At 65.6% G+C, this 13,270-nt stretch carries 7 protein-coding genes; 2 read left to right on the top strand and 5 right to left on the bottom strand.

Translation table 11 applies throughout. The features are described 5' to 3' along the window. Window positions 1–7: 7 nt before the first annotated feature. Together NL241_RS07885 and NL241_RS07880 are read right to left on the bottom strand one after the other, a co-directional pair. Entirely contained in the window at window positions 8–1,630 is a 1,623-nt protein-coding gene (locus tag NL241_RS07885; protein ID WP_494397238.1) for an acyl-CoA dehydrogenase family protein, read from the bottom strand. Window positions 1,631–1,676: 46 nt separating this feature from the next. Continuing rightward, the gene (locus tag NL241_RS07880; protein ID WP_494397237.1) at window positions 1,677–2,825 is read right to left on the bottom strand and encodes a hypothetical protein; all 1,149 of its coding nucleotides are present in this window, start codon (window positions 2,823–2,825) and stop codon (window positions 1,677–1,679) included. Between the two features lie 65 nt (window positions 2,826–2,890). Between NL241_RS07880 and NL241_RS07875 the strand changes: the two genes are divergently transcribed. Then, the gene (locus tag NL241_RS07875) at window positions 2,891–3,226 is read left to right on the top strand and encodes a cupin domain-containing protein (RefSeq protein ID WP_487690678.1); all 336 of its coding nucleotides are present in this window, start codon (window positions 2,891–2,893) and stop codon (window positions 3,224–3,226) included. Between the two features lie 111 nt (window positions 3,227–3,337). Here the strand turns inward: NL241_RS07875 and NL241_RS07870 are convergent, their stop codons facing one another. From NL241_RS07870 to rpoB, 3 genes are all read right to left on the bottom strand, one after another. Further along, window positions 3,338–4,252, bottom strand: coding sequence for a putative endonuclease domain-containing protein (locus NL241_RS07870; protein WP_494397236.1), 915 nt, complete (start codon window positions 4,250–4,252; stop codon window positions 3,338–3,340). A gap of 348 nt (window positions 4,253–4,600) precedes the next feature. Further along, entirely contained in the window at window positions 4,601–8,548 is a 3,948-nt protein-coding gene (locus NL241_RS07865) for a DNA-directed RNA polymerase subunit beta' (protein ID WP_487690674.1), read from the bottom strand. Window positions 8,549–8,587: 39 nt separating this feature from the next. Then, window positions 8,588–12,094, bottom strand: a complete 3,507-nt coding sequence (gene rpoB, locus NL241_RS07860; protein WP_487690672.1) for a DNA-directed RNA polymerase subunit beta — start codon at window positions 12,092–12,094, stop codon at window positions 8,588–8,590. 439 nt (window positions 12,095–12,533) lie between these two features. Between rpoB and NL241_RS07855 the strand changes: the two genes are divergently transcribed. After that, a complete protein-coding gene (locus NL241_RS07855; protein ID WP_494397235.1) occupies window positions 12,534–12,938 on the top strand; it encodes a RedY/HapK family protein in 405 nt (134 codons plus the stop codon). Window positions 12,939–13,270: the final 332 nt, after the last annotated feature.

The raw sequence follows: 13,270 nt of genomic DNA, 5'->3' as shown, positions 1-13,270 counted from the left end.
ATGGAACTCATCCCTTGACCAGCGCCCGCTCGATGATCGGCGCCAGGTCCAGGCCCGTCGGCAGGGTGCCGTACGCGCCGCCCCACCGTCCTTCCATCCGGGTGGCCAGGAACGCCTCGGCCACCGCCGGATGACCGTGCCGCACCAGCAGCGAGCCCTGCAGCGCCAGGCCGATGTCCTCGGCGATCTGGCGGGCGCGGTACTGGATGTTGTCCAGATCGTTCAGCTGCGCCTTCAATCCGGCGACGTGGGCATCCAACCGGGGCTCGGCGGTCTGCGAGAGTTCGTCGAACAGCACCTCGACGCACTCCGGCCGGGTTGCCATGGCGCGCAACGTGTCCAGTGCGCTGACGTTTCCCGATCCTTCCCAGATGCCCATCAGCGGCGCCTCACGGTAGAGCCGCGGCATGCCGGATTCCTCGGCGTAGCCGTTGCCGCCCAGGCATTCCATCGCCTCGGCCGCATGTCCGGTGGCGCGCTTGCACACCCAGTACTTACTGGCCGCCAACCCGATGCGCCGCAGCATCGCCTCGCGCTGATCGCCGCGCACCGCCTTGTCGGTGGCGCCGGCCATCCGCATGGCCACCATGGTGGCGGCCTCGGACTCCACCGCCAGGTCGGCCAGCACGTTACGCATCAGCGGCTGGTCGATCAGGTATTCCCCGAACGCCTTTCGGTGCTGGGCATGGTGGATGGCGCGGGTCAGCCCGGTACGCATGCTGGTGGCGCTGCCCAGCGTGCAGTCCAGGCGGGTCAGGTTCACCATCTCGATGATGGTCGGGACGCCGCGACCTTCCTCGCCCACCAACCACGCTGTAGCGCTGTCGTATTCGACCTCGCTGGAGGCGTTGGCGTGGTTGCCCAGCTTGTCTTTGAGCCGCTGCAGGAACATCCGGTTGCGAGTGCCGTCCGGCAGCACTCGGGGCAGGAAGAAACAGCTGAGCCCGCCGGGCGCCTGCGCGAGCACCAGGAAGATATCGCTCATCGGTGCCGAGGTGAACCACTTGTGCCCGGTCAGCCGGTAGGTTCCGTCCCCATTGGGGGTGGCCTGGGTGGTGCCTGCGCGGACGTCGGAGCCGCCCTGCTTCTCGGTCATCGACATCCCCGCGGTGATACCGGCTTTGGCGGACGGCACTTTCAGTTCGGGGTCGTAGACGCGGCTGGTCAGCAGCGGTTCGTAGATGGCCGCCAAGTCAGGATTGGCCCGCAGCGCGGGCACCACCGCGTACGTCATCGAAATGGGACATATATGTCCCGGCTCGGGTGTCCACACCGAGTTCTTCGCGGCCCGGACCACATGCGAACCCGCCCGGTCGTCAGCCCAGGGCGCGGCGTGCAGACCGTGGCCCACGGCGACGGTCATCAGCTCGTGATAGGCGGGGTCGTACTCGACCTCGTCGACGCGGTGGCCGTAGCGGTCATGGGTGTGCAGGATCGGCACGTTGCGGTCGGCCAACTCGCCCCACCGTTGCGCCTGCCGGGTACCCGACAGCGCGCCGAGCTCGGTCACTTCATCGAGGCCCCACTCGCCGCCCTCGCGGATCAGCGCCTCGATCAGCACCGGGGAGGTCGCGGGGTTGTGGTTCTCCAGGGGTGGCACCTGGTTGGTGACGACATGCGTGTCGGACATGATCGCCATATTACAGTTTGACGACAACCGCACAATAGTCGTAATACTACTTCGCGGGTGGCTGATCGGCAGACCGCACGCTGTTGAGCACGCTCTGCCCCTGTTGATCAACGAGGCGGGTGAACAGCTCCTGGGCGTAGCCGAACACCAAGGCCCACGCCAAGATCTGCGCCGAGGTGTCCAGCGCGCTGAGACCGGGCACGAACTGGCCGCGCATGAGCATCAAGCCCAGGAACGCCGTCAGAGCGCCGGTCGGCAGCTTGAGCGCCGCGAGCGCGACAGGTATCCCGTGCCGCTCCGAGGAACCCTTGATGCGCCTGATCGCCGTCGCCGCCGCAATGGCCGCGGCGGTCAAACCGACGAGTTCCACCACGATGAGATCCCACCCCGTGACGGTCCGGGCCACCACGTCGTCGATGTCCTGCGCCAGCGGTTGGCCGATCCCCTGCGCCGGTGTGAACTCCTCCTGATTGATCGGGCACACCACCGTCACCCGGCCCGAGCCCTCGGGCGCGAAGCACAACGGGACCAACGCCGGGCGGAAGAACCCGGTCAGGCCCACGCCCGCCGCGAGCAGCCCCAGCAGGACGGTGGTGATGACGACGATGTTGCGGAAACTGCGTAGCCGCACGTGTTCTCGCAGCGCTTCCGAACTGGCGGCCCGCACGGTGGTGACGATCTTGCCGCGTTCCTGATCGACGGTGTCCACGGCCCGCTTCTGCTCGCCGTTCACCAGGCCGGCAGAATCCGGATTCGCGATGCCCACGCTGCGGGCGATCCGCTCGAATTCCTGACGTCCGGGGTCGGTCGGTCGCAAGTGCCGCTGCACGTGCCGCAGCAACGACGGCATCTGCCCGAGAACATATCTGGGCGGCGCGAGGTTCAGCAGTTGCGCCTCTGCGGCATCGAGATTGCTCGTCGCCCTTTCGATGAGCGAGCCGTTACGCAGCATCACAAATCGTCGGCGAGGATTCGTCTTGTCGGCCCGCGCCGCTTGCCGCGCCGCGTTCAGATGGCACCGGACCGCCTTGGCGAGCGCCCCCTGGTCACCACCGGAGTCCGTGGACACCAACCAATCGCACAGGGTCTCGAGTTCGTAAGCCCGCGTCAGGGTGCCCTCCCGCCACGCCACCCACACCGGGCCGCCGACGGGCCGAACCAGTGCGGTCGGTGGACGGTCCGCGATGGTGGTCATGCGCAGGAGCGTAGGTTCGCGTCCTCGCTTAGGGCATGAGTAAGTCACTACCTGATACTGATCGCATGGAACCCAACACCGTCGTCCATGCCGCCACCGTCGATCTGACCCACGAGTCCGTACCGGCCGACCAATCCGTCGGCGGCTCGCCCACCACCGGCACCACCGCGGTGGGCGAATTCAGCGGCTTCGAGGTCGGCGTCTGGGAGATGAGCGTCGGCGTGATGACCGACGTCGAAGCCGACGAGCTTTTCGTGGTGCTCTCCGGTTCAGCGACAGTCGAATTCGCCGACGGCAGCCCCTCTCTGCAGCTCGGTCCCGGCGACGTGGTGCGTCTGGCGGCCGGATCGGAGACGACGTGGACCGTCACCGAGACCCTGCGGAAGGTGTACGTCGCCTGACTTCACCGGTTGGCCCCTTTTCGGGGACATATGTGTGCGGAGGGACGCGACACGCCGTTGCGGCGTAGCGGTGGACATATATGTGCCGGAAAAGGGGGCAACACGATCACCTCACCCCCGCGCGTCGCCGATGAGCGTGTCTGGCAGAACCCACTCGCCGTCTCTCGGCCACGTCCGCGGGCAACCGCGAGAAGTCAGCGCATCGCTGACCCTGCCCAGAAACACCTGCGGACGGTTGTGCAGTATTCCACTGGTCAATCGGATGTCGGTCCAACCCAACTCCGGCAGTACCGCGTACCGCTCGACGTCCTTGCTGAACTGCTTCGGCTCGGTCCAGTGCTGCGCTCCTTCGAAGTCGACGCCGACCTTGTATTCGCGCCACCCCATGTCGATGCGCGCGACGACGAACCCGCTGCCATCGAGCACCGTGAGCTGCGTTTCGGGTACCGGAAAGTTGTTCTGCACCAACAACAGCCGTGTCCGCGATTCGTACGGCGACTCCGCTCCTCCGTCGACCAGCGCCAACGTATCCCGGAGCTGAACGAGTCCTCGTGCCCGCGGGTGCCGACGCGCGATTGCCTCGACGTCGAGAACCTTGACGTCGGTGGCGTTCATCAGTGCGTCGATGCGCAGGACCCCGTTCTCGAGGTCGAGTCGACGGCCGAGGTCATAAGCCGTACGAGCGGCAGTGGTGACGGGCAGACCTTTCGCGATCGTCGTCTCTCCGGGCAGCAGGCTGTCTGCATGGATGACTACCCCGACGGGCTGCCGGCGGTTGGAGTGGATCAACTCGACAGGTGTGTTTGCGTCAATCCACTTGGAGCCCAACGCCGCTGCAGCCGACAGGCCGGCCAGAATTGCCTTGCGCCGCGACCACAGCCACCCAGCCTTGCTGTACCCGACGATGGACAGGTCCGCGCAGACATCCACGAATACACCGGGGAAGACCTCCACGAAGTTCCGCTCGAGCTCGCGGAACGTCAGCTCTCCAGCGGCCACCGCCTCCGCTGCCAAGAATGGCTCCATCCCTGAACTCTGGCGGTTTCCGCGGCGCCACGATGTCCACTATCCACAGGGCCCCCCGCCGCGCCCACATATATGTCCACCACTACCGCGTCACGGCGTGTCGCGGCTCTCAGCACATATATGTGCCGGCGGCCAGGCCCCACCGCGCCCACATATATGTCCACCACTACCGCATCACGACGTGTCGCGGCCCCCAGCACATATATGTCGCCAAAAACAGCGCCAAAACATACGAAGCCAAGACATACGAAAAGGGCCCCCGCTCGAAAGCGAGGGCCCTTCCCGTCAAAGCGAACTACTGCCGGCTCCTCAGCGGGGCTCGTACCTCACCCCGCATCGGTCGTCGAACTACCGGTAGTCGCTGTAGCCGTAATCGTCCAGCGGCACCGCAGCACCGGTCGCCTGGCCGAAGTCCGGGCTGTAGTACTGATCCTCGTAGGACGGGATCGTGTACGCCGCAGCGCGGGCTTCTTCGGTGGGCTGCACCTGGATGTTGCGGTAGCGGTTGATACCGGTACCGGCCGGGATCAGCTTGCCGATGATCACGTTCTCCTTCAGACCCTGCAGCTTGTCGCTGCGGCAGTTGATCGCCGCATCGGTGAGCACGCGGGTGGTCTCCTGGAACGACGCCGCCGACAGCCACGAATCGGTGGCCAGCGACGCCTTGGTGATACCCATCAGCACCGGACGGCCGGCGGCGGGCTCGTTGCCCTCCGCCACCACGCGACGGTTCTCCGACTCGAACTCGCTGCGCTCGGTCAGCGATCCGGGCAGGAATTCCGTTGCGCCGGAATCGATGATGGTCACGCGGCGCAGCATCTGCCGAACGATCACCTCGATGTGCTTGTCGTGGATCGACACACCCTGGGCGCGGTAGACCTCTTGCACCTCGTTGACGAGGTGCACCTGGACCTGACGCGGACCCTGGACACGAAGAACCTCGTGCGGGTCGGCCGAGCCTTCCATCAGCTGCTGGCCGACCTCGATGTGGTCACCCTCAGCCAACGGCCGCTCGGAGCCGTCCTCGTGCTTGAACACCCGCAGGCGCTGACGACGCGGCAGCTTGTCGTAGACGACTTCCTCGCCACCATCGTCGGGAACGATGGTGATCTTGTAGAACTTGTCGGTCTCCTCCAAGCGCACCCGCCCGGTGACATCGGCGATCGGGGCCCGGTTCCGCGGAATGCGGGCCTCGAACAGCTCCTGCACGCGGGGCAGACCACCGGTGATGTCGCCACCGACGCCACCCTGGTGGAACGTACGCATGGTCAGCTGCGTACCGGGCTCACCGATCGACTGCGCGGCCACGATACCGACGGCCTCACCGATGTCGACGAGCTTGCCGGTGGCCATGGAGCGGCCGTAGCAGGTGGCGCACACGCCGGTGCCGGTGGTGCAGGTCAGCACCGAACGCACCTTGACGTCGGTGATGCCGGCAGCCAGCAGCGCGTCGATGGCCGGATCGCCCAGGTCGTGTCCACGCTCGACCACCACGTTGCCGTTGGCGTCGACCGCATCCGCGGCCAGCGTCCGGGCGAACGCGGAGGTTTCCACGTGCGGATCCCGGATCAGGGCGCCGTCGTCGGTCTTCTCGGCGATGGACACCACGATGCCGCGCTCGGTGCCGCAGTCGGTCTCGCGGACGATGACGTCCTGCGACACGTCCACCAGACGACGGGTCAGGTAACCCGAGTCGGCGGTACGCAGGGCGGTGTCGGCCAGACCCTTACGGGCACCGTGGGTGTTGATGAAGTACTCCAACACCGTCAGGCCCTCGCGGAACGAGGACTTGATGGGACGCGGGATGTACTCACCCTTCGGGTTGGTCACCAGACCCTTCATGCCGGCCAGGTTGCGCACCTGCGTCATGTTGCCGGTGGCACCCGACTTGGGCAGCAAGGTGATCGGGTTGTCCGCCGGGTAGTACTCCTCCAGCGCCTTACCGACCTCATCGGTGGCTTCCTGCCAGATCTTGACCAGCGATTCACGCCGCTCGTCGGCCGTCAGAGCACCTCGCTGGTACTTCTTCTCGATGCCGTCGGCTTCGCCTTCGTAGCGGTCGAGAATGGCAGCCTTCTGCGGCGGCACCAGCACGTCGGCCATCGAGACCGTGACGCCCGAACGCGTGGCCCAGTAGAAGCCGGCGTCCTTGAGCTTGTCGACGGTCTGCGCGACGACGATCATCGGGTAGCGCTCGGCCAGATCGTTGATGATCGCGGCCTGCACCTTCTTGTGCATCTGCTTGTCCACGAACGGATAGCCCTGCGGCAGCAGCTCGTTGAACAGCACGCGGCCCAGCGTGGTGTGCGCGGTCCAGGCGTCGCCCGGCTTCCAGCCCTCCGGGAACAGCTCGGCCTCGAGCTCGGCCGGCGGACGCAGACGCGTCATCCGGACCTTGATCTTGGCGCGGACACTCAGCGCACCGCGGTCCATGGCCATGATGGCCTCGGCGGGCGAGCTGTACGTACCGGTCTCCGGGGCGTCGGTTGCGGCGGGGGTGAACTCACCCTTGTCGCCGGGCACCTCGGTGGTCAGGAAGTACAGACCGGTCACCATGTCCAGACGGGGCATGGCCAGCGGCCGGCCCGACGCCGGGGACAGGATGTTGTTGGACGACAGCATCAGGATGCGGGCCTCGGCCTGCGCCTCCGCCGACAGCGGAAGGTGCACGGCCATCTGGTCACCGTCGAAGTCCGCGTTGAACGCCTCGCAGACCAGCGGGTGCAGCTGGATGGCCTTGCCTTCGACCAGCTGCGGCTCGAAGGCCTGGATACCGAGGCGGTGCAGCGTGGGTGCGCGGTTCAGCAGCACCGGGTGCTCGCCGATGACCTCTTCGAGGACGTCCCACACCTGCGGACGCTGACGCTCGACCATGCGCTTGGCGCTCTTGATGTTCTGCGCGTGGTTGAGGTCCACCAGTCGCTTCATCACGAACGGCTTGAACAGCTCGAGTGCCATCAGCTTGGGCAGACCGCACTGGTGCAGCTTGAGCTGCGGGCCGACCACGATGACCGAACGGCCGGAGTAGTCGACGCGCTTGCCGAGCAGGTTCTGACGGAACCGGCCCTGCTTGCCCTTGAGCAGATCAGACAGCGACTTCAGCGGACGGTTGCCCGGTCCGGTGACCGGACGGCCGCGGCGGCCGTTGTCGAACAGCGCGTCGACGGACTCCTGAAGCATGCGCTTCTCGTTGTTGACGATGATCTCGGGCGCGCCCAGATCGATGAGTCGCTTCAACCGGTTGTTGCGGTTGATGACGCGGCGGTACAGGTCGTTCAGGTCGGAGGTGGCGAAGCGGCCACCGTCGAGCTGGACCATCGGACGCAGCTCCGGCGGGATCACCGGAACAGCGTTGAGCACCATGCCCATCGGCGAGTTCCGATTGGTCTGGAACGCCGCGACGACCTTCAGTCGCTTGAGCGCACGCAGCTTCTTCTGGCCCTTGCCGTTCTTGATGGTGTCGCGCAGCGACTCGGCTTCGGCGTCGATGTCGAAGTTCTCGATGAGCTTCTGGATCGACTCCGCACCCATGGCGCCGGTGAAGTACTCGCCGTAGCGGTCGACGAGCTCGCGGTAGAGGTTCTCGTCGACGATCAGCTGCTTGACGGCCAGCTTGGTGAAGGTGGTCCAGATCTCGTCGAGCCGGTCCAGCTCACGCTGGGCCCGGTCGCGGAGCTGACGCATCTCGCGCTCGCCACCGTCGCGCACCTTGCGGCGCACGTCGGACTTGGCGCCCTCTTCCTCGAGTTCCTTGAGGTCCGCTTCCAGCTTCTGGGCGCGGGCCTCGAGGTCGGCGTCACGCTGATCGGCGACAGACTTCTTCTCGACGACCATCTCGGCCTCGAGGGTCGAGAGCTCGTTGTGACGCATCTCTTCGTCGACGCTGGTGATCACGTAGGCGGCGAAGTAGATGATCTTCTCGAGATCCTTCGGCGCCAGGTCCAGCAGGTAGCCGAGACGGCTCGGCACACCCTTGAAGTACCAGATGTGCGTGACGGGCGCGGCCAGCTCGATGTGGCCCATCCGCTCACGACGCACCTTGGCACGGGTCACCTCGACGCCGCAGCGCTCGCAGATGATGCCCTTGAACCGGACGCGCTTGTACTTGCCGCAGTAGCACTCCCAGTCGCGAGTCGGTCCGAAGATCTTCTCGCAGAACAGGCCGTCCTTCTCGGGCTTGAGCGTGCGGTAGTTGATGGTCTCCGGCTTCTTGACCTCGCCGTAGGACCAATTACGGATGTCGTCCGCGGTCGCGAGACCGATTCGGAGTTCATCGAAGAAGTTGACGTCTAGCACGCAAACTTCCTTTCCCCTTGCGGGTGTTGAAACTGATAGTTAGGCGAGATCTTCGACAGACGCGGATTCGTTGCGCGACAGGTTGATTCCGAGGTTGGCAGCGGCGCGCTCCAGATCCTCGTCGTCACCGTCACGCATCTCGATCGCGGCGCCGTCCGAAGACAACACCTCAACGTTGAGGCACAACGACTGCAGCTCTTTGAGAAGCACCTTGAACGACTCGGGGATACCGGGTTCGGGGATGTTCTCGCCCTTGACGATGGCCTCGTACACCTTGACGCGACCCACCGTGTCGTCGGACTTGATGGTGAGCAGCTCCTGCAGCGTGTAGGCGGCGCCGTAGGCCTGCATGGCCCAGCACTCCATCTCGCCGAACCGCTGACCACCGAACTGCGCCTTACCACCGAGCGGCTGCTGGGTGATCATCGAGTACGGACCGGTGGAGCGGGCGTGGATCTTGTCGTCCACCAGGTGGTGCAGCTTCAGGATGTACATGTAGCCGACCGTCACCGGGTACGGGAACGGTTCGCCACTGCGGCCGTCGAACAAGGTGGCCTTGCCGTCGGCGTCGACCATCACTTCGCCGTCACGGTTGGGCAGCGTCGAGCCGAGCAGCCCCGACAGCTCTCCTTCGCGGGCACCGTCGAACACCGGCGTGGCCGTGTTCGTGTCGGCGGGCGCGCTGTAGAGATCCTCGGGCAGGTTGCTCGCCCATTCCGGGACACCTGTGGCGACGTCGATGTTCCAGCCGGTCTTGGCGATCCACCCGAGGTGGGTCTCCAGGATCTGGCCGATGTTCATACGACGCGGCACACCGTGGGTGTTCAGGATGATGTCCACCGGGGTGCCGTCCGGGAGGAACGGCATGTCCTCGATCGGCAGGATCTTGCCGATGACGCCCTTGTTGCCGTGGCGTCCGGCGAGCTTGTCGCCGTCGGAGATCTTGCGCTTCTGGGCCACGTAGACGCGGACCAGCTCGTTGACACCGGCGGGCAGCTCGTCGTCATCCTCGCGAGAGAACACGCGGATGCCGATGACCTTGCCGGACTCACCGTGCGGCACCTTCAGCGAGGTGTCGCGGACCTCACGGGCCTTCTCACCGAAGATGGCACGCAGCAGGCGCTCTTCCGGGGTCAGCTCGGTCTCGCCCTTCGGGGTGACCTTGCCGACCAGGATGTCGCCGTCGCGGACCTCGGCGCCGATGCGGATGATGCCGCGCTCGTCGAGATCGGCCAGCACCTCATCGGAGACGTTCGGGATGTCCCGGGTGATCTCCTCGGCGCCCAGCTTGGTGTCGCGGGCGTCGATCTCGTGCTCCTCGATGTGGATGGACGTCAGGACGTCCTCCTCCACCAGGCGCTGCGAGAGGATGATGGCGTCCTCGTAGTTGTGGCCCTCCCACGGCATGATCGCCACGAGCAGGTTCTTGCCCAGGGCCATCTCACCGTTCTCGGTGCACGGTCCGTCGGCGATGACCTGGCCGGCCTCGACACGCTGCCCGGCGTCCACGATCGGGCGCTGGTTGGCGCACGTGCCGTGGTTGGAGCGGGCGAACTTGCGCATCCGGTAGGTCTGGCGAGTGCCGTCGTCGGCCATCACCGTCACGTAGTCGGCGGAGACCTCTTCGATGACACCGGCCTTCTCGGCGACGGCGACGTCACCGGCGTCGATGGCCGCACGCAGTTCCATACCGGTACCCACCAGCGGTGCCTCGCTGCGCACCAGCGGAACCGCCTGGCGCTGCATGTTGGCACCCATCAGGGCACGGTTGGCGTCGTCGTGCTCGAGGAACGGGATCATGGCCGTGGCCACCGACACCATCTGGCGCGGTGAGACGTCCATGTAGTCCACCTCGGTGGCCGAGACGAACTCGACCTCGCCACCTTTACGACGGACCAGGATGCGGTCCTCGGTGAAGCCACCGTCGTCGTTGGTCGGCGAGTTGGCCTGCGCCACGACGTGGCGGTCCTCCTCGTCGGCGGTCAGGTAATCGATCTGGTCGGTGACCTTGCCGTCGATGACCTTGCGGTACGGCGTCTCGATGAAACCGAACGGGTTGACCCGCGCGTACACCGACAGCGAACCGATCAGACCGATGTTCGGACCCTCAGGGGTCTCGATCGGACACATGCGGCCGTAGTGCGACGAGTGCACGTCACGGACCTCGAGGCCGGCGCGCTCACGGGACAGACCGCCGGGGCCCAGCGCCGACAGGCGACGCTTGTGGGTCAGACCCGACAGCGGGTTGTTCTGGTCCATGAACTGCGACAGCTGCGAGGTGCCGAAGAACTCCTTGATCGCCGCCACGACGGGACGGATGTTGATCAGGGTCTGCGGCGTGATGGCCTCGACGTCCTGGGTGGTCATCCGCTCGCGGACGACGCGCTCCATACGCGAGAGGCCGACGCGGATCTGATTCTGGATCAGCTCACCCACGGTGCGCAGACGACGGTTGCCGAAGTGATCGATGTCGTCGACCTCGACCGGGACCTCGACGCCGCCGGGGGCGGTCATCGTGGTCTGGCCCTCGTGCAGGCGCACCAGGTATTCGATGGTCGCGACGATGTCCTCTTCGGTCAGCGTCGAGCTGGTGATCGGCTGGCCCGCGTTGAGGCCCAGCTTCTTGTTCACCTTGTAGCGACCCACCCGGGCCAGGTCGTAGCGCTTCTCCTTGAAGAACAGGTTCTCCAGCAGGGTCTGCGCGGATTCCTTGGTGGGGGGCTCGCCCGGCCGCAGCTTGCGGTAGATGTCGAGCAGCGCCTCGTCGGTGCCGGCGGTGTTGTCCTTCTCCAGCGTCGACATCATGATCTCGGAGAAGTTGAAGCGCTCCGTGATCTGCTCGTTGGTCCAGCCGAGCGCCTTCAGCAGCACCGTGACGGGCTGGCGACGCTTGCGGTCGATACGCACACCAACGGTGTCGCGCTTGTCGACGTCGAACTCGAGCCACGCGCCGCGGCCCGGGATGACCTTGACCGAGTGCAGGTCCTTCTCGGTGCCCTTGTCGACGGTGTGGTCGAAGTACACACCCGGCGAACGGACGAGCTGCGACACGACGACGCGCTCGGTGCCGTTGATGATGAAGGTGCCCTTTTCGGTCATCATCGGGAAGTCACCCATGAAGACCGTCTGGCTCTTGATCTCGCCGGTGTTGTTGTTGATGAACTCGGCCGTGACGAACAGCGGAGCCGCGTACGTCATGTCCTTGTCTTTGCACTCGTCGACCGGGGCCTTCACCTCGTCGAAGCGCGGGTCCGAGAAGGACAGCGACATCGAGCCGGAGAAGTCCTCGATGGGCGAGAGCTCCTCAAGGACCTCTTCGAGGCCACCCTTGGGATCCAGCTCGCCTCGCTCGACCGCTTTCTCACGCCACTGGTCGGAGCCGACCAGCCACTCGAACGATGCCGTTTGCACGTCGAGAAGCCCCGGAACCTCGAGAGGCTCACGGAGCTTGGCGAAAGAAACGCGGTTTGGAGCACCGGGTACGGAGGAATTAGAGCTAATGTTCTGGCGGGAGACTGCCAAGATGCGTCCTTCCAGGCACCTCATGCGACGAGCAGAGGCCGGCCTGGACCGGGTTTCTCGCCGCGTTATCTGCTTCGGTTTGGGCTGGTGACAGCCTGTCCGGATCACAGACGCACGGCACGCGACTAGATCACTGAGCAGAACTCAGGCTAGTTACTGCGGTCGGAGGCGGTGAGTGGGCAGGAGGCAGCCAGCGCAACGTCCAACGATAGCGCACGACCGCACATTCCTCAACTAGCCCATGCAAAGTAATTCAAACGCTGGCTGGCGCTCGTATCCGCTGTTGCAAACATGCTGCGAAACAGAGTGACCCCTTCAGCCGTTTCCGTCAAGAGGTGACGCGCGTGTCAGAGAATTCCGCCGTGAACACCGGTTGTTCCCGAAACGCCAGCGCTACGCGGCGTTCGGTGTCGCGTTGGCTAAGCGCCACCCGCACGCCATCACTGCTGCGATCCTTGGCTTCATGAGTGCCCCTGACGGTGACGTGGTGGCGATCACCATGTTCTCGCTGCGACCCGGTGTCGACTGGGCCGACTTCCACCGCTTCTCGGTGTACCTCGACCAGCCGACGTGCCTGGCGTGCGACGTCGTGGAGTCATTTGAGGCCTACCGCGTCACCTCGGCACCCGACGGCGGCCGCGCCGACGTCGTGGAGGTGATGCACGTGCGCGACTGGGCGGCCTGGGAGCGGGTGCGCGACCACGACCCGGCGTTCGCCCCGGTGATGAACCGGTTCGTCGAGCTCGTCGACGTCACCGCCGTCCGCACCTGGTTCACCCGCCGGATAGTCGAAGGCCTCCGGGTTCTGGAGACGTTCGACGACCCTGCACCGGACGAGCAACTGGCGGAGCGCGAAGGCCGGGCGTGACACCGGCGGCACCGCCGTGCTGCTGGACACCAATGCCTTCCTATGGTTTGTGAGCTCTCCGGAGGACAGCACTCTCTGCCCCTGCGAGACACCGCTGACTCGTCTGGACCGGGGAGCGCCTGATGTAGGCCTGTTCAGACATCGCAACCGACCCTCGACGCTGCGGACTGATTCTTGCCTGCCGCCAGGGATCACCAGGACCCGTTCGGCCTGATGGTCGTGACGGAGGCACTCGGCGCAGTCTCACCTTGCAATGCGAGACCACCTCATTCTCTGCGCCGCCAACACAGCCACCACTCAGGTGCGAGGACGCGAGACTCGTTGGCGCCCTG

The organism is Mycolicibacterium sp. SMGY-1XX, from assembly GCF_059132455.1.
The sequence above is the reverse complement of the archived record's forward strand: the minus strand, read 5'-3'. Positions and strand labels throughout refer to the sequence as shown.